Source organism: Streptomyces sp. CA-111067 (assembly GCF_050956065.1).
In the GTDB taxonomy this organism is placed as follows: domain Bacteria; phylum Actinomycetota; class Actinomycetes; order Streptomycetales; family Streptomycetaceae; genus Actinacidiphila.
The window spans coordinates 8,189,995-8,205,976 of the sequence record NZ_CP192103.1 but is presented as its reverse complement, the minus strand read 5'-3'; the positions used below and the strand labels follow the sequence as shown (position 1 = coordinate 8,205,976).

The 15,982-nt window shown below is 73.3% G+C and carries 16 protein-coding genes; 10 read left to right on the top strand and 6 right to left on the bottom strand.

Annotated elements, in window-relative coordinates; genetic code table 11:
- Nucleotides 1–38: 38 nt before the first annotated feature.
- The gene (locus ACQPW6_RS36210; RefSeq protein ID WP_433893963.1) at nucleotides 39–461 is read right to left on the bottom strand and encodes a secondary thiamine-phosphate synthase enzyme YjbQ; all 423 of its coding nucleotides are present in this window, start codon (nucleotides 459–461) and stop codon (nucleotides 39–41) included.
- A gap of 211 nt (nucleotides 462–672) precedes the next feature.
- On the opposite strand from ACQPW6_RS36210, the gene ACQPW6_RS36205 reads away from it, so the two are divergent.
- Both ACQPW6_RS36205 and ACQPW6_RS36200 read left to right on the top strand, forming a co-directional pair.
- Nucleotides 673–1,482 (top strand): glycoside hydrolase family 3 N-terminal domain-containing protein, encoded by an 810-nt coding sequence (locus ACQPW6_RS36205; protein ID WP_433893962.1) that lies wholly within the window; start codon nucleotides 673–675, stop codon nucleotides 1,480–1,482.
- Nucleotides 1,483–1,682: 200 nt separating this feature from the next.
- Nucleotides 1,683–2,522 carry an NAD(P)H-binding protein gene (locus tag ACQPW6_RS36200; RefSeq protein WP_433893961.1) on the top strand — a complete coding sequence of 280 codons (840 nt, stop codon included), beginning with the start codon at nucleotides 1,683–1,685 and terminating at the stop codon, nucleotides 2,520–2,522.
- On the opposite strand, the gene ACQPW6_RS36195 is transcribed toward ACQPW6_RS36200, so the two are convergent.
- Nucleotides 2,512–3,060, bottom strand: a complete 549-nt coding sequence (locus ACQPW6_RS36195; RefSeq protein ID WP_433893960.1) for a MarR family winged helix-turn-helix transcriptional regulator — start codon at nucleotides 3,058–3,060, stop codon at nucleotides 2,512–2,514. The genes ACQPW6_RS36200 and ACQPW6_RS36195 overlap by 11 nt on opposite strands.
- 207 nt (nucleotides 3,061–3,267) lie before the next feature.
- Here ACQPW6_RS36195 and ACQPW6_RS36190 point away from each other — a divergent pair, with 207 nt between their 5' ends.
- From ACQPW6_RS36190 to ACQPW6_RS36170, 5 genes are all read left to right on the top strand, one after another.
- Nucleotides 3,268–4,395 (top strand): NAD(P)-binding domain-containing protein, encoded by a 1,128-nt coding sequence (locus ACQPW6_RS36190; RefSeq protein ID WP_433894772.1) that lies wholly within the window; start codon nucleotides 3,268–3,270, stop codon nucleotides 4,393–4,395.
- 78 nt (nucleotides 4,396–4,473) lie between these two features.
- Nucleotides 4,474–4,665 (top strand): hypothetical protein, encoded by a 192-nt coding sequence (locus ACQPW6_RS36185; protein WP_433893959.1) that lies wholly within the window; start codon nucleotides 4,474–4,476, stop codon nucleotides 4,663–4,665.
- 101 nt (nucleotides 4,666–4,766) lie between these two features.
- Nucleotides 4,767–5,537, top strand: coding sequence for a (Fe-S)-binding protein (locus ACQPW6_RS36180; RefSeq protein ID WP_433893958.1), 771 nt, complete (start codon nucleotides 4,767–4,769; stop codon nucleotides 5,535–5,537).
- Nucleotides 5,534–7,039 carry a lactate utilization protein B gene (locus tag ACQPW6_RS36175; protein ID WP_433893957.1) on the top strand — a complete coding sequence of 502 codons (1,506 nt, stop codon included), beginning with the start codon at nucleotides 5,534–5,536 and terminating at the stop codon, nucleotides 7,037–7,039. Before ACQPW6_RS36180 ends, ACQPW6_RS36175 begins: the two co-directional genes overlap by 4 nt.
- Before the next feature lie 71 nt (nucleotides 7,040–7,110).
- Nucleotides 7,111–7,746 (top strand): LutC/YkgG family protein, encoded by a 636-nt coding sequence (locus ACQPW6_RS36170; protein ID WP_433894771.1) that lies wholly within the window; start codon nucleotides 7,111–7,113, stop codon nucleotides 7,744–7,746.
- A 49-nt stretch (nucleotides 7,747–7,795) separates the two neighbouring features.
- Here the strand turns inward: ACQPW6_RS36170 and ACQPW6_RS36165 are convergent, their stop codons facing one another.
- Together ACQPW6_RS36165 and ACQPW6_RS36160 are read right to left on the bottom strand one after the other, a co-directional pair.
- Nucleotides 7,796–8,164, bottom strand: coding sequence for a DoxX family protein (locus ACQPW6_RS36165; RefSeq protein WP_433893956.1), 369 nt, complete (start codon nucleotides 8,162–8,164; stop codon nucleotides 7,796–7,798).
- A gap of 112 nt (nucleotides 8,165–8,276) precedes the next feature.
- A complete protein-coding gene (locus tag ACQPW6_RS36160; RefSeq protein WP_433893955.1) occupies nucleotides 8,277–10,091 on the bottom strand; it encodes an ABC transporter ATP-binding protein in 1,815 nt (604 codons plus the stop codon).
- 97 nt (nucleotides 10,092–10,188) lie between these two features.
- On the opposite strand from ACQPW6_RS36160, the gene ACQPW6_RS36155 reads away from it, so the two are divergent.
- A complete protein-coding gene (locus ACQPW6_RS36155; protein WP_433893954.1) occupies nucleotides 10,189–10,668 on the top strand; it encodes a MarR family transcriptional regulator in 480 nt (159 codons plus the stop codon).
- Between the two features lie 25 nt (nucleotides 10,669–10,693).
- On the opposite strand, the gene mscL is transcribed toward ACQPW6_RS36155, so the two are convergent.
- Together mscL and ACQPW6_RS36145 are read right to left on the bottom strand one after the other, a co-directional pair.
- Nucleotides 10,694–11,143, bottom strand: a complete 450-nt coding sequence (gene mscL, locus ACQPW6_RS36150) for a large conductance mechanosensitive channel protein MscL (RefSeq protein WP_433893953.1) — start codon at nucleotides 11,141–11,143, stop codon at nucleotides 10,694–10,696.
- Between the two features lie 187 nt (nucleotides 11,144–11,330).
- A complete protein-coding gene (locus ACQPW6_RS36145) occupies nucleotides 11,331–12,092 on the bottom strand; it encodes a hypothetical protein (RefSeq protein WP_433893952.1) in 762 nt (253 codons plus the stop codon).
- Between the two features lie 224 nt (nucleotides 12,093–12,316).
- Here ACQPW6_RS36145 and ACQPW6_RS36140 point away from each other — a divergent pair, with 224 nt between their 5' ends.
- Together ACQPW6_RS36140 and ACQPW6_RS36135 are read left to right on the top strand one after the other, a co-directional pair.
- Entirely contained in the window at nucleotides 12,317–14,173 is a 1,857-nt protein-coding gene (locus ACQPW6_RS36140) for an ABC transporter transmembrane domain-containing protein (protein WP_433893951.1), read from the top strand.
- Nucleotides 14,170–15,951 (top strand): ABC transporter ATP-binding protein, encoded by a 1,782-nt coding sequence (locus ACQPW6_RS36135; RefSeq protein WP_433893950.1) that lies wholly within the window; start codon nucleotides 14,170–14,172, stop codon nucleotides 15,949–15,951. Before ACQPW6_RS36140 ends, ACQPW6_RS36135 begins: the two co-directional genes overlap by 4 nt.
- The last annotated feature ends 31 nt before the right edge of the window (nucleotides 15,952–15,982 follow it).

Genomic DNA, 15,982 nt, shown 5'->3' with positions numbered 1-15,982 from the left:
CCCCGGGGCTCGGGCGAGGGAGGCCGCGGCCGGTCGGGTCAGCCCAGGAAGCTCAGCCGGACCTGGCGGCGCGGGTTGTCCACGTTGGTGTCCACCAGCACCACCGACTGCCAGGTGCCCAGTTCGAGCCGCCCGCCGAGCACCGGGAAGGTGGCGTGCGGCGGGACGAACGCGGGCAGCACGTGGTCGCGGCCGTGGCCGGGGCTGCCGTGCCGGTGCTGCCAGCGGTCGTCGGCGGGCAGCAGTTCGCGCAGTTGGGCGAGCAGGTCGTCGTCGCTGCCGGCACCGGTCTCCATGACGGCGATGCCGGCGGTGGCGTGCGGCACGAAGACGTTGAGCAGCCCGTCCCGGCCGCCGGCTGCCGAGCGCAGGAACGACGCGCAGGCGTCGGTCAGGTCGTGGACGGTCTCGGTGGAGCCGGTGCTGACGTCGATGACGCGGGAGCTGAAGTTGTCGGCCATGCCTCCATGGTCACCCCGGCGGGGACGGCGGCGCGACGGGGACCGCGACGGGGACCGCGACGGGGAGGGTGCCCGGGTCACGTCTGCGAGGGACGGGGGGACGGCTGAGGTTCCGGCGGAGGGTGGCATGATTGCCGCCGGGTCATATTGGTCTGTACCATTCAGCGCGCGGGCACCACGCCTTCTGCCGCGCCCCGAAGGGGGACACCACGTGAACGCGTTGCACCGGCTGGCCGGGCTGATCGACTCGTGCCTGCTGCCCACCGTCGGCGGCCGGGGCGCCCCGCTGCCCGACTGGATCCTGCGCGCGCTGGACCGCGGCACACCGGGCGTCGCCGTACACGCCGCGGGGGACGCCGCCCGCGCCACCGCCGACGCGTTGCGCGCCGCGCTCCCCGACGCGCTCACCGGCCACCCCGGGCCCGAGCGGCCGGGCGGCGGCAGCGCCGCGGCGGCCGAACTCGTGGCGGCGGGCGCCAATCTGCACCTGGGAGTGCGCCCCGGCGAACGGGCCGACCAGACCCGGGTGTTCGTCACCGATCTCCAGACGCACGGCGTGGCCGCGGCCCTCGGACCGTTCACCGGCACCGGCCCGCTGCGGCCGTTCGCCGAGGGCGCCGCGGCCGGCGTGCGGGCGATCACCGCGGGCCGCTCCCCCGCGCCCGGCGGCGAGGCGCTGCCCGCGATGCTCAGCAGGCCCGCCGTCACCGGCGTCCTGCGCGGCGAACTCGGCTACGGCGGCGTGGTGGTGAGCGACGCGCTGGACGCCCCGCCGATCGTGGCCGGCTGGGGAGTGCCGGGCGCCGCGGTGCTCGCCTGGATCGCCGGCGTCGATCTGGTCAGGCTCGGCCCGACCAGCGGCGCGGGCGTACGGGACGCCATCCACGCCGCCACCGCCCGCGCGGTCGCGGACGGCGACCTGGCGCTCTCCCGGCTGGAGGAGGCCGCGGAGCGGGTCGCCCGGCTGCGCCGCTGGGCCTCGGAGCCGCGGATGCCCGCGGCCACCGCCGTGGAGAGCTGACGCCCGCGGGCCCCGCCTCGGAGAGCTGACGCCGACAGGCCCGGTCGAGCCGAGAAGTCGTTTGACAGTGCTGGGGGCATCGCGGATATTTATCTGCGTGGCGCAGATTCTGCGCGGCGCAATCTCATGCCCGCGACTGCCTCACCCCTTCTGCGGGCATGCCCGCCTCGTCACTCGTATCCCCTTTCTGGAGCCTTCTCATGACCATCCTCGTCACGGGCAGCCGCGGCCGTATCGCCCGGACGCTCATCCCCCTGCTGCACACCGCGGGCCACCCGGTGCGCGCCGCCTCCCAGCGGCCGGCCGACCTCCGACTACCGGACGGCGTGCCGTCGGTCGCGCTGAACCTGGCCGATCCCGGCGGATTCCGGGCCGCGCTCGCCGGTGCCGGCGCGGTGTTCCTCTACGCCGGGGCCGCGCACATCGACGAGTTCCTCGCCGAGGCGGAGGCGGCCGGCGTCGAGCACATCGTGCTGCTGTCCTCCAGCTCGGTGCTGGAGCCGGCCGCGCACCGCGACCGGCTCGCCCGGCACCACCTGACGGTGGAGGAGGCGCTGGCGGCCTCGCCGATCGCGGTCACCGTGCTGCGGCCCGGCACCTTCGCCGCCAACGCCTACCAGTGGGCCGCGGAGATCAGGTCGGCCGGCCAGGTCGCGCTGCCCTACCCGGGCGCGACCACCGACCCGGTGCACGAGGCCGACATCGCCGAGGCCGCCTTCGCCGCGCTCACCCGGCCGGAACCGCGCGGCGGCGCGCACCATCTGACGGGACCGCAGTCGCTCAGCTTCGCCGATCAGGTCGGCATCCTCGCGGCGGCCACCGGGCAGCCGATCAAGGCCGCCGCCGTGGACCGGGCGACCTGGAAGGCGGCTCTGGCGGGCGTCATCCCGGAGGAGTTCGCCGACGGGCTGCTCGACTGGTGGCAGGCACACGACGGGATTCCGACCGGCCTCACCGACACCTTGGAGTGGCTCATCGGGCACCCGCCGCGGACCTTCGCCGAGTGGGCCGACGAGCACGCCGCGGACTTCAGGCGCTAGCGGCGTCCGAGCCGGCGGGGCCGACGGAGCCGGCGGGGCTCAGGTCGCCCGCGCGCAGCCTGGTGACCTGGGCCGAGGCCAGTTCGACGGTGCGCCGCATGTGGGTCAGCAGCACGGCGAGCTGCTCCTCGTCGTAGTCGTCGAGCATCGCCCACCAGTCGCCGCTGAGCCGCTCCCACACCTGCCCGAACTCGGCGATCCGCGCCGGGACCGTCGCCACCAGCACCCGGCGGCGGTCCTCCGCGTCGCGCTCGCGGGTCACGTAGCCGGCCCGTGCGAGCCGGTCCACCAGCCGGGTGGCCGAGCCGGTGCTCAGGCCGGTCAGTTCGGCGATCCGGCCGGTGGTCACGGGACCGGCCTCAAGGCTCAGCAGGTTCAGGCACTGCACGTCGGTGGGGTGCAGGCCGAAGTAGTCCGCGAGCGCCTGGTTGAACAGCGCGTACGACGCGGTGTAGCGCCGTGCCGCCGCGGACAGTTCCGACAGCAGACCGGCGCGGGGGCCGGCGGGCGGGCCGTCCGGGTGCCCGGTTCGCGACATGCTGCGTGCCTCCTGCGTGTGCTCCGCGACGCTCCCGGCCGGGTCGCGCCCTGAGCCGGCCCGTGGGGGTGGACCCGGCCGGCACCAGAAGCTTGGCAGACCTCCGGGCGGCGCGGCGCCACCGGCCGGGGCGCCCGGCGCGGGGGGAAGGATTCACCTGTCAGGGTGGTTGCCACCAGCATGGGTGACGTGGAGGGCACGCGAGACGTGCAGGTGGTGGACGTGGCCGTGATCGGAGCCGGCCAGGCGGGCCTGTCCGCCGGGTACTTCCTGCACCGCGCCGGGCTCACCGCGGGCGACGGCTTCGTGATGCTCGACCACTCCCCCGCCGCGGGCGGCGCCTGGCAGTTCCGCTGGCCGTCGCTGACCTACGGCAAGGCGCACCGGGTGCACGAACTGCCCGGCATGCCGGTGGGCGACGCCGACCCCGACCGGCCCGCCTCCGAGGTGGTCAGCGCGTACTTCGCCCGCTACGAGGAGGCGTACGACCTGCGGGTGCGCCGGCCCGTCGACGTGTCAGCGGTACGCGAGGGCGGCGACGGGCGGCTGCGGGTGGAGAGCGACGCGGGTGTCTGGTCGGCGCGGGCGCTGGTGAACGCGACCGGCACCTGGGACCGGCCCTTCCTGCCGTACTACCCGGGCCAGGAGACCTTCCGCGGGAGGGAGTTGCACACTGCTGACTACCGCGGCGCGCAGGAGTTCGGCGGCCTGCGGGTCGTGGTGGTGGGCGGCGGCACGTCCGCGGTGCAACTACTGATGGAACTGGCGGAGGTGGCCGACACGACGTGGGTGACGCGGCGCCCGCCGGTGTTCAGGAGCGGCCCGTTCACCGAGGAGTGGGGGCGCGCGGCGGTCGGCCTGGTGGAGGAGCGGGTCCGCCGCGGGCTGCCGCCGCAGAGCGTCGTCAGCGTCACCGGACTGGCCGCGACGGACGCGATCGTGGCGGCCCGGGAGAGCGGGGTGCTGCGCCGGGAGGAGATGTTCCAGCGGATCACCCCGCAGGGTGTGGTCTGGCCGGACGGCCGCACCCTGGACGCCGACGTGATCCTGTGGGCGACCGGCTTCCGGGCCGCGCTGGACCATCTGGCGCCGCTGCGGCTGCGCGAGCCCGGCGGCGGCGTCCGGATGGACGGCACCCGGGTGGTGAAGGACCCGCGGATTCACCTGATCGGCTATGGGCCGTCCGCCAGCACGCTCGGCGCCAACCGCGCCGGGCGCTCCGCCGTACGGGAGATCCGCGCCCTGCTGGCCGGCGCACCGTCCCGCCCGGAAGCGCCCGCCGGGCCAACGGCAGAAGCCGCGCAGGTCGGACGTTCGCCGGTCCGTACGCACTGAACGCGCGCTGCCGAAGCGCCTCCGGTCGATCCCGCGACAGCACGGCGCCGGGCCATGCCGTTCATTACGGTGGGAGCCATGGCCGAACAGAGTTGGAGAACCGTGCTCGCCGCCGTGTCCGCGATACTCGCGCTGGCCGCGGTGGTCCTGGTCGTCGTCGCGCTGTTCGGCGGGGCCGGCTGGACGGCCGTCATCTCGGTGGCCGCGGCGGCGGTGGTCGCCGCCGCCCTGTCGCTGTCGGTTCGCCGCGACGACGGGCAGCATCAATAAACATCGGATGTCTGGCTTCCCTGAGTCGCCCGGTTGCGGCAGGATGAACGCATGCGTGATCGACAATTGGACGGCCGTTCCCGAGACCAGGCGGCGGACTCATGCGTGTAGGGCTCTTCGTGACCTGCGTGAACGACCTGCTCTACCCCGGCACCGGGCAGGCAGTGGTCACCCTGCTGGAACGACTCGGCGTGGAGGTCGGCTTTCCCGCCGCGCAGTCCTGCTGCGGCCAACCGCAGTACAACACCGGCTACCGGCACCAGACCGAAGCCCTGGTGCGCCGCTACGCCGACGCCTTCGCCGACTACGACCACATCGTCACCCCCTCCGGCTCCTGCGCCGCGATGATCCGCGACCAGCACCCCCGCGTCGCCGCCAAAGCCGCCGCCGAAGGCCGCGGCGACACCCTCATCCAGGCCGCCGCCACCGCCGCACCCAAAACCTACGAACTCACCGAGTTCCTCGTCGACGTCCTCGGCGTCACCGACGTCGGCGCGTACTTCCCGCACACCGTCACCTACCACCCCTCCTGCCACGGCCTGCGCATGCTCGGCCTCGGCGACCGCCCCCAACGCCTCCTCCAGGCCGTGCGCGGACTGACCCTCCTCGACCTGCCCGCCGCCGACGAATGCTGCGGCTTCGGCGGCACCTTCGCGGTGAAGAACCCCGACGTGTCCACCGCCATGGGCCAGGACAAGGTCAGACACGCCACCGACACCGGCGCCCCCCTCCTCTGCGGCGCCGACAACTCCTGCCTCATGCACATCAACGGCATCGCCCGACACCAGAACGCCCCCCTGCACACCATCCACCTCGCTGAAATCCTCGCCTCCACCCAAGAACACCCCTACACACCGGGAGAGATCCGATGAGCGGCACGTATCTGGGTCTGCCCTCGTTCCCGAAGGCGGCGGCGGACTCTACGCGGGATACGCAGTTGCGGGCGAACCTGACGCATGCCACCCGCACGATCCGGGACAAGCGGGCCCAGGCCGTCAGCGAACTCGACGACTGGGCCGAACTACGCGCCGCCGGTGCCGCGGTCAAGGAACGCACCCTGCGACACCTCGACCACTACCTCCTGCAAGCAGAACACGCCGTCACCGCCGCCGGCGGCACCGTCCACTGGGCCGTCGACGCCGACGACGCCAACCGCATCATCACCGAACTCATCCAAGCCACCGGCGAGACCGAGGTCGTCAAAGTCAAATCCATGGCCACCCAGGAGATCGGCCTCAACGACGCCCTCGCCGACGCCGGCATCAACGCCTACGAGACCGACCTCGCCGAACTCATCGTCCAACTCGGCAACGACCTCCCCTCCCACATCCTCGTCCCCGCCATCCACAAAAACCGCCACCAGATCCGCGACATCTTCCGCGACCACATGGCCCAATGGGGCCGCCCCGCCCCCGACAACCTCACCGACACCCCCGCCGACCTCGCCGAAGCCGCCCGCCTCCACCTCCGCGAAAAATTCCTCCGCACCAAAATCGGCATCTCCGGCGGCAACTTCCTCATCGCCGAAACCGGCACCCTCGTCATCGTGGAATCCGAAGGCAACGGCCGCATGTGCCTCACCCTCCCCGACACCCTCATCTCCCTCGTCGGCATCGAAAAAATCATCCCCACCTGGAACGACCTCGAAATCTACCTACAAACCCTCCCCCGCTCCTCCACCGCAGAACGCATGAACCCCTACACCAGCACCTTCACCGGAACCACCCCCCACGACGGCCCCCAAACCCTCCACCTCGTCCTCCTCGACAACGGCCGCACCGACACCCTCGCCGACACCACCGGACGCCAAGCCCTGCGCTGCATCCGCTGCTCCGCCTGCCTCAACGTCTGCCCCGTCTACGAACGCGCCGGCGGCCACGCCTACGGCTCCCCCTACCCCGGCCCCATCGGCGCCATCCTCACCCCCCAACTCCGCGGCACCACCACCCCCCTGGACGCCTCCCTCCCCTACGCCTCCACCCTCTGCGGCGCCTGCTACGACGTCTGCCCCGTCGCCATCAACATCCCCGACGTCCTCGTCCACCTCCGCGAACGCATCGCCCAAGGCACCACCACCACCCGAAACGGCACCACCGTCACCATCAAACCCGCCAAAGGCCACACCACCGAACGCCTCGCCATGCGCGCCGCCCGCTGGACCCTGGACCACCCCACCGCCTGGAACACCACCCTCCGCACCGCCACCACCACCCGCCACCTCCACCCCAAAACCCTCCCCACCCGCACCACCAAAGCCTGGACCAACACCCGCACCCTCCCCCAGATCCCCACCCAGACCTTCCGCGACTGGTGGCAACAACGCGAACGGGCGGCCCGGGCATCGGCGAAGCAGGAGAAGGGCGACGACAAGTGACGGGCACCGAGCAGGGAAACGGGCAGGCACAGCCCGCCGCCGGGCAGCACAGCGGCGGCGGCCGGGAGGAGATCCTGCGCCGGGTCCGCGCCGCCCTGGCCGACGTCCCGCGTGACGAGACGCCCGAGGCGGTGCCCGTGGCCCGCGACTACCTCCAGGTGCACGCCGACCGGACCCCGTCCGAGACCGCCGCGCTGCTGGCCGAGAACCTGGCCGACTACCGCGCGCAGGTGCACCGTACGGACGCCGCGGGGCTGCCCGGGACGATCGCCCGGCTGCTCGCCGAGCACGGCACGCGGCGCGCGGTCGTACCCGCGGGGCTGCCGGAAGGCTGGCTCGCGGAGCTGGACGGCGTCGAAGTGCTGCCGGACGAGGACGCGTTGGGCGCGCGGGAGCTGGACGCCGTGGACAGCGTCGTGACCGGTTGCGCGGTGGCCGTCGCGGAGACCGGCACCATCGTGCTCGACGGTTCCGCCGGCCAGGGCAGGCGGCGGATCACTCTGGTGCCCGACCACCATGTCTGCGTGGTGCGGGCACCCGACCAGGTGGTGGACGCGGTGCCGCAGGCGCTGCCTCGGCTGGATCCGCGCCGCCCGCTGACCTGGATCTCCGGGCCCTCCGCGACCAGCGACATCGAACTGGACCGGGTGGAGGGCGTGCACGGGCCGCGCACGCTGGACGTCGTCCTGGTGATGGAAGCGCCCTGAGGGCGCGGTCCGCCGGGAGCAGCGGCCGGACGCGCCCGCAGCGGCGGCTCTACCGCGCCGCGTTCCGGCTGACCTTGAGCGCCCAGAGCACCAGCGGCGCCTGGACCGGCAGCCGGGCGATGGCCGCGGACCGGTAGGGCTCCCTGCGGTGCCGCCAGTCGTAGGCCATCTTGACGTTGGCCGGGAAGACCGCGACGAAGAAGCCCGCGGTGAGCAGCGCCCCGGCCTTGCGGGTGGCGGGCAGTGCGACCGCGGCCGCGAGGGCGAGTTCGGCGGCGGCGCTGCCCTGCGTCCAGGCGCGGGCGCTGCCCGGCAGCTGCGACGGCACGATCGCGTCGTACGGCTTCGGGTAGAGCAGGTGGGTGGCGCCCGCGGTGGCGAGCAGGCCGGCGAGCAGTCGGGCGGATCGTGCGGGCACCAGTGGCCTCCTGAGCAGGGCGGGCGGTCTCCCACCGGATGAGCTCCCACCGGCGGCCTTCCACCGGGCGGGCCACCCACCTTACCGGTGGGTAACCTCTCGGAGGCAAGGCTCAGGGCGCGACGGTGGCCAACTGGGTGTCGCGGCGGACCAGCGCGGCGTAGCGGCCGTCCTGCGCGAGGAGTTCGTCATGGCTGCCGCGTTCGACGATCCGGCCCTCGTCGAGGACCACGATCTGGTCGGCGTCCCGGATGGTGGAGAGCCGGTGCGCGATCGTGAGGGTGGTGCGGCCGGCCGACAGCGAGTCGATCGCGTCCTGGACGGCCCGTTCCGTCCTGGTGTCGAGCGCGCTGGTGGCCTCGTCCAGGATGAGCACCGGCGGGTCGCGCAGGATGGTGCGGGCGATGGCCAGCCGCTGCTTCTCGCCGCCGGAGAACCGGTAGCCGCGCTCGCCGACCAGCGTGTCGTAGCCGTCGGGCAGTCCGGCGATGTGCTCGTGGATCTGCGCCGCCTCGGCGGCGGCCCTGATCTGCGCGTCGGTCGCGTCGGGCTTGGCGAAGCGCAGGTTCTCGGCGACCGAGGCGTGGAAGAGGTACGTCTCCTGGGAGACGACCCCGACCGCCGAAGCCAGCGTGTCGAAGGTCAGGTCGCGGACGTCGGTGCCGTCCAGCGTCACCCGGCCGCCGGTCACGTCGTACAGCCGCGGGACCAGGTAGCTCAGCGTGCTCTTGCCGGAGCCGGTGGCGCCGACGACGGCCAGGCTGCCGCCCGCCGGGATCTCCAGGTCGATGCCGTGCAGCGTGGCGCTGCCGGACTCGGGGTCGTAGGCGAAGTCGACGTTCTCGAAGCGCACGTCGCCGCGCACCTGGTCGAGCCGTACTGCGCCGGGCCGCTCGCTGATGTCGATCGGCAGGTCGAGGTATTCGAAGATCCGCTGGAAGAGCGCGAGCGAGGTCTGCACCTGCACGCCGGTGGACAGCAGTGACACGGTCGGGCGGAACAGGCCCTGCTGGAGCGAGACGAACGCGACCAGGGTGCCGATCGAGACGGCGGGCCCGCCGTGTCCCGTGGTGATGCCGGCCGCCCAGTACAGCAGGGCGGGCATCGCGGCCATCACGATGCCGATCACCGACATCCGCCAGCGGCCCGACATGTTGGAGCGCACCTCGAGATCCACCAGCCGCTCGGACTCGGTGGAGAAGTCGCGGGTCAGCGAGTCGGAGCGGCCCATGGTGCGGCCGAGCAGGATGCCGCTGACCGACAGGGACTCGGTCACGATCGCGGACATCGAGGCCATCTGCTTCTGCCGGTCGGTGGCGATCTTCTTGCGTTCCCTGCCGACCTTCCTGGCGATCCAGACGAACACCGGGAGCAGCAGCAGCGAGACCACGGTCAGCCGCCAGTCCAGGGCGATCATGGCCACGATGGAGGCAATGACGGCGGTGAGGTTGGAGACCAGCGAGGTCGCGGTGGAGGTGACGGTGGCCTGCATGCCGCCGATGTCGTTGGCGATCCTGGACTGCACCTCGCCGGTGCGGGTGCGGGTGAAGAACGCCAGCGACATGCGCTGCAGCCGCTCGTAGACGGCCGTGCGAAGGTCGTGCATCACGCGCTGGCCGACAGTGGTGGAGATCAGGGTCTGGAGTACGCCGAAGACGCCGGTGGCGACGGCGGTGGCGATCATGCCGAGCGCGAGCAGGCTGAGCAGCCCGGTGCGGCGCTCGGGGATCGCGGTGTCAAGGATCGCCCGCAGCAGGAACGGCGAGGCGACCGACACCAGCGAGGACAGCGCGACCAGCGCGCCGACGACGGCGAGCCGGCCGCGATAGGGACGGAAGAGCCGCACGATGCGGCGCACGTCGGTGGGAGAGTCGGGTTTCTTCTTCGGTGGCGTCCACCGGGAGGTCAGTTCGTTCTCGGGGCGCAAAGGGCTCCTCGGGTCATCAGGATGGTGCCTGGCAAACAGAGTATAGGTCATTGTTACCTATACTCACAATGAACTGTGTCCTGATAGACTCGGTCCCATGGAGACACGCACCGCCACGGTGGACGCGGACGGAACGGACGAGGTCACGGCCCGTCTGGCCGACCAGCTGCTCCGGCTCAGCCGCCGGCTGCACCGCTCCCAGCGCCAGCTGCTCGAACCACTGGGCATCACTCCGGCCCAGGCCCGGCTGCTGCGGGCGCTCGCGCACTACGAGCAGCCGCCCCGGATGGCCGACCTCGCGCACCGCCTCGACGTGGTACCGCGGGCGGTGACCACGCTGGTGGACGCACTGGAGGCGCTGGAGCTGGTACGGCGGATGCCCGACCCCGACAACCGCCGCTCGATCCGGATCGAGCTGCGCGAGGGCGGCCGGCAGGCGCTGCTCGACCTGCGCAAGGCCCGGCGGACCTCCGCCGCGGAGCTGCTGGCCCCGCTGGACGAGGACCAGCGCGGCGCGCTGACCGCGCTGCTGGCCGTGCTCGACGAGTCGAGCGCCCCGGAGCCGGCCCGCTGCTGAGCCGGCCGGCACCGCGTGCGGTGGGTCAGTCCAGGTCCACCGGCCCGTCCGGGCCCGTGGACTGCACGACGACCTTCGGCGGCACCGGGGCGGTGCAGGCGCTGCACCGCTTGGCGGCGGCGGGTATCGCGGTCAGGCACTCCGGGCACTCCACCATCGGCGCGGCGGTCTGCTTGGGGAAGAACCTCTCCTGCATGCGGTTCATCGGCAGGACGACCAGGAAGTAGATCACCGAGGCGACGATCACGAAGCTGATCGTCGCGTCGATGAAGATCCCGTACGGGAAGGTCACGCCGGAGGCCTTGAACGTCCTGGCGCTGAAGTCGCCGGTGGCTCCGGTCAGCAGGCCGACGATCGGGGTCAGGAACGCCTTGACGAAGCCGTTCACCAGGCTGGTGAAGGCCGCGCCGACGACGATGCCGACCGCGAGATCGACGACGTTGCCGCGCAAAAGGAACGCGCGAAAGCCCTTCATGGGTGGGGGATCCCCTCTGTGGCCGAGAAATGGAAGTCCACAGTGTGCCGCCAACGGGTACGCCCGAGTCAACTGCGGGTGGACTGTTCCCTTCCGGTCGTGAAGATGCTGGTCAGATCCCGTCGTACGGGGCCGGGCCGGCCCGGTCCTGGCTCAGGCGGGGCCTCAGGCCGGGCTCGGGCCGGACTCAGCTCGCGAGATCCGCCTTGTCGCCCATCACCACGACCGGGTGGTCGGCCGGCGTGAGGGTGCGCAGCAGATAGCGCATCCCCGTCTTGGACAGCGTCACGCAGGCGGAGCTGCCGCTGCCGTGGTCCATGTGCAGCCAGATGCCGCCGCCCTTGGTCTCGCCGAGCGGGCGGGTCGGGTCGTTCGGCGAGGTGCCGACCACCCGGTTGAAGTCGATGGCGATCACGTAGTCGAAGTCGTGCTGGTAGCTCGGCGCCCACCAGGCGGGCGGGGTGAACGACTGCGACTGGTGGTAGGGCAGCTTCGCCCCCGGATCGGCCAGGACGCCGCCCGCGTCGTGCAGGGTGAAGACGCCGACCGGGCTCTTGCGGTCGTTCTCGTGGTGGGCGGTCGTCCAGCCGTGGTCGCCGTTGTGCGCGGGCCAGCTGGGGCCGCGGTGCCACAGGCCGCCCGACCTGGTGAACAGGGTCAGGGTGGAGTCCGCCGACTTCGGGCCGGCGCCGGTGACGACGACGGCCTGCCGGGTGCTGCCCGGCACCTTCGCGTACATCGCGGAGCCGACGCCGGGCAGCGTACGGCTCTCCGCGGGCGGCGAGGCGGACTTGGAGGGGGCCGCCGCGGGCGCCTTGCCGTTCGCGCCGCTCGGCGCGGCGGCGGAGCCCGCGTCGTCGCCGCTCTTCCCACCGCAGCCGGACAGCAGCAGCATCCCGGCCGCCGCTGCCGCCACCATCGCCGTGCACATCGTCGTTTTCTCACGCATCGCCGACCATCCTCCCACTGCGGGGAGCGACGCGCGGACAGTTGTGGCCGGTTCCCGCCGCCATCGGCGGTCTCCCGCGGGCCGGGGGCGGAAAACCTGTTGACCCCGCCCGGCGGATTTCGCGAACCTTGCACGGCTCAGGACCGCACTTCGCGCCGATTCTCCGCATCCGCCCCACTCGGTCCGATCCCGCCGATCACCCCGCACCGACCCTCCAGGACACCATGCCGTCCCTCCGCGATCTTCCGCTGGCCGATCCGGGCGTGCCCGACGTCCGGTCCGGCTTCCGTTTTCTGCTCTGGCTGGAGCTGCGCCAGTGGCGCGGGCAGCTGGCCGCCACCGGCTGGGGCACCCTGCACATGGCAGCGGTCGCCTCGTTCCCGGCGGCGGTGGGCCTGGCCGTACAGGCGGTGGTGGACCACTCGGGATCCCGGCTGGCACTGGCCGGCGGCCTGATGCTGCTGCTCGGAGTGCTCACCGCGCTCGGCGACACCATGCTGCACCGCACCGCGGTGACCAACTGGATCTGCGTGGCCGCCAGGGTCCAGCAGCTGCTGTCCCGCAAGACCGTCGAGCTGGGCTCGGTGCTGACCCGGCGGGTGGCGGCCGGCGAGGTGGTCGCGGTGAGCACCGGGGACGTGGAGAAGATCGGCTGGTTCGTGGAGGCGGTGGCCCGCTTCACCTCGGCGCTGCTCGCCACCGTCGGGATCGCGGTCGCCCTGCTGATCTACCAGCCCGCGCTGGGCGTGCTGGTGGCGGCGGCCGTGCCGTTTCTGGCGCTCTCGGTGCTGCCGCTGCTCCCGGCCGCCACCCGGCGGGCCGACCTCCAGCGGGAGAAGGCCGGCCGGGCCACCGAACTCGCCTCCGACACCGTCGCCGGCCTGCGGGTGCTGCGGGGTATCGGCGGCGAGGAGCTGTTCCTCGACCGGTACCGCGCGGCCTCCCAGCAGGTGCGGACCGCCGCGGTGCACAGCGCCAGGATGTGGGCGCTGATCTCCGCGCTCCAGGTGGTGCTGCCGGGGCTGCTGCTGGTCGGGGTCGCCTGGTACGGGACCCGGCTGGCGCTCGACGGCACGATCACGGTGGGCGAACTGGTCACGGTGTACGGCTCGGTGGTCTTCCTGATGCTTCCGCTCGGAAACTTCGAGGAGATCGCGATGGCCTGGTCCTTCTCCAGGCCGTCGGCGAAACGGGCGGCCCGGGTGCTGGCGCTGCGCCGCTCCGACGCGGAGCCGTCGGCCGCTGCGGCGGGTGCAGGCGGTACGGCCGGTACCGGCGGCGCGGAGCCGCCGGCCGGTGAGCTGCACGATCCGCACTCCGGGCTGCGCGTCCCGGCCGGGCTGCTGACCGCGGTGGTGTGCGGTGACCCGGACGAGGCCGGGCGGCTGGCCGACCGGCTCGGCGGGCACAGCCCGGCCGGCACCGGCGAGGCGGCCTCCGCGCTGCTCGGCGGGCAGCCGCTCGACGCGCTGCCGCTGGCGGTGGCGCGCAAGGCGGTGCTCGTCCAGGACAAGGACCCGGTGCTGCTGTCGGGCACGCTGGCCGAACTGCTCGACGTGCCGTCTTCCGGTGCGGTCAGCGCCGATGACGCGCTGGCCGCGGCGCAGTGCGGCGACGTGCTCGACGCGCTGGTCGAGTCGCTGGCCGGCGCCGACGCCGGGAGCGGCGACCCGATGCGGGCCAGGATCACCGAGCGCGGCCGGTCCCTCTCCGGCGGCCAGCGGCAGCGGCTCGCCCTGGCCCGCTCGCTGGTGACCGACCCCGAGGTGCTGGTGCTCGACGAGCCGACGTCCGCGGTGGACGCGCACACCGAGGCGCGGATCGCCCGCGGGCTCGGCGCGGTCAGGGCCGGCCGGACGACGGTCGTGCTGACATCGAGCCCGCTGGTGCTGGACCGGGCGGACCTGGTGGTCTTCCTGGACGGCGGCACCGTGGCGGCGAGCGGCGGCCACCACGAGCTGCTGCGGACCAGCGCGCAATACCGCGCCGTGGTCACCCGCGAGGCCGACGCCGCCGCCCGCCCAGTGGCCGGCGCCGCGCCCGCGCCCCGTACCGCCGCGACGATGGAGGAGACAGCATGATCGGCGTACCACCGCCGCTGTACGACCCGGCCGCGCCGCAGCAGAGCACCACGCTGCCGGTGGGCTCGGCGGCGACCGTGCGCGGGTACGTGCGCGAGCTGGCCCGCCGGCACCGGGGCGCCTTCGCCATGCTGATGGCCGTCAACACGATCTCGGTACTCGCCTCGATGGTGGGCCCCTACCTGCTCGGCGGCCTGGTGCAGGACCTGTCCGACGGGCACCGCGAGGTCCATCTCGGGCGCACCGTGAGCCTGTTCCTCGCCGCGCTCGCCGTCCAGGCGTTCTTCGTACGGCTGGTACGGCTGCGCGGGGCGATCCTCGGCGAGCGGATGCTCGCCGACCTGCGGGAGGACTTCCTGGTCCGCTCGGTGGCGCTGCCGCCGGGCGTGCTGGAGCGGGCCGGCACCGGCGACCTGCTGTCCCGGATCACCACCGACATCGACCGGCTGTCGGAGGCGATGCGGGAGGCCGTGCCGCAGTTGGCGATCGCCGTGGTCTGGGTGGGGCTGCTGCTCGGCGCGCTGACCGTCACCTCGCCGCCGCTGGCGTTGTCGGTGCTGGTCGCGCTGCCGCTGCTGCTGACCGGCTGCCGCTGGTACTTCCGCCGCGCGCCGCGGGCCTACCGGTCCGAGGCGGCCGGCTACGCGGCCGTGGCGGCGGCGCTGACCGAGTCGGTGGACGCCGGCCGCACCATCGAGGCGCACGGTCTGGGCGCGCGGCGCGAGGAGCTGTCCCGTCTCCGGATCGGGCAGTGGACGGCCTGGGAGCGCTACACGATGTGGCTGCGCACGGTGCTGTTCCCGGTGATCAACCTGACGCACGCGCTGATCCTCACCGCGGTACTGATGATCGGCGGCTCGTTCGCGCTGAACGGCTGGGTGACGGTGGGCGAGCTGACCACCGGCGCCCTGTACGCCCAGATGCTGGTGGACCCGGTGAACCTCATCCTGCGCTGGTACGACGAGCTCCAGGTCGCCCAGGTGTCGCTGGCCCGGCTGGTCGGGGTGCGCGAGGTGGCCGCGGCCGAGGGCGACACGGCGATCACGCCGGACGGCCGGCTGATGACGGCCGACGAGGTGCGGTTCGGCTACCGCGCGGGCACCGACGTGCTGCACGGGGTGAGCCTGAGCGTGCCGCCCGGCACCCGGCTGGCCCTGGTCGGCCCGTCGGGCGCGGGCAAGTCCACCCTCGGGCGGCTGCTCGCCGGGATCTACGCGCCGCGCTCGGGCGACATCACGCTCGGCGGCGCGCAGCTCGCACGGATGCCCGCCGAACGGGTGCGCGAGCATGTGGCCCTGGTCAACCAGGAGCACCACGTCTTCGTCGGCTCGCTCCGCGACAACCTGCGACTGGCCCGGGTGGCCGCCGGTGACGACGAGCTGTGGGAGGCCCTGCGCGCGGTGGACGCCGAGGACTGGGCGCGGGCGCTCGCCGACGGCCTCGACACCGAGGTGGGCTCCGGCGGGGCGGTGCTCACCCCGGCGCAGGCCCAGCAGCTCGCGCTGGCCCGGCTGGTGCTCGCCGACCCGCACACCCTGGTACTCGACGAGGCCACCTCGCTGCTCGACCCGCGGGCGGCCCGGCACCTGGAGCGCTCGCTGTCCCGGGTGCTGGAGGGCCGCACCGTGGTCGCCATCGCCCACCGGCTGCACACCGCGCACGACGCCGACGTGATCGCGGTGGTGGAGGCCGGCCGGATCACCGAGCTCGGCAGCCACCACGACCTGGTCGCCGCCGAGGGCGCCTACGCGGCGCTCTGGCGGTCCTGGCACGGCTGACCGGCGGGGCCGCGGCGCGGTCGCCGGGGCG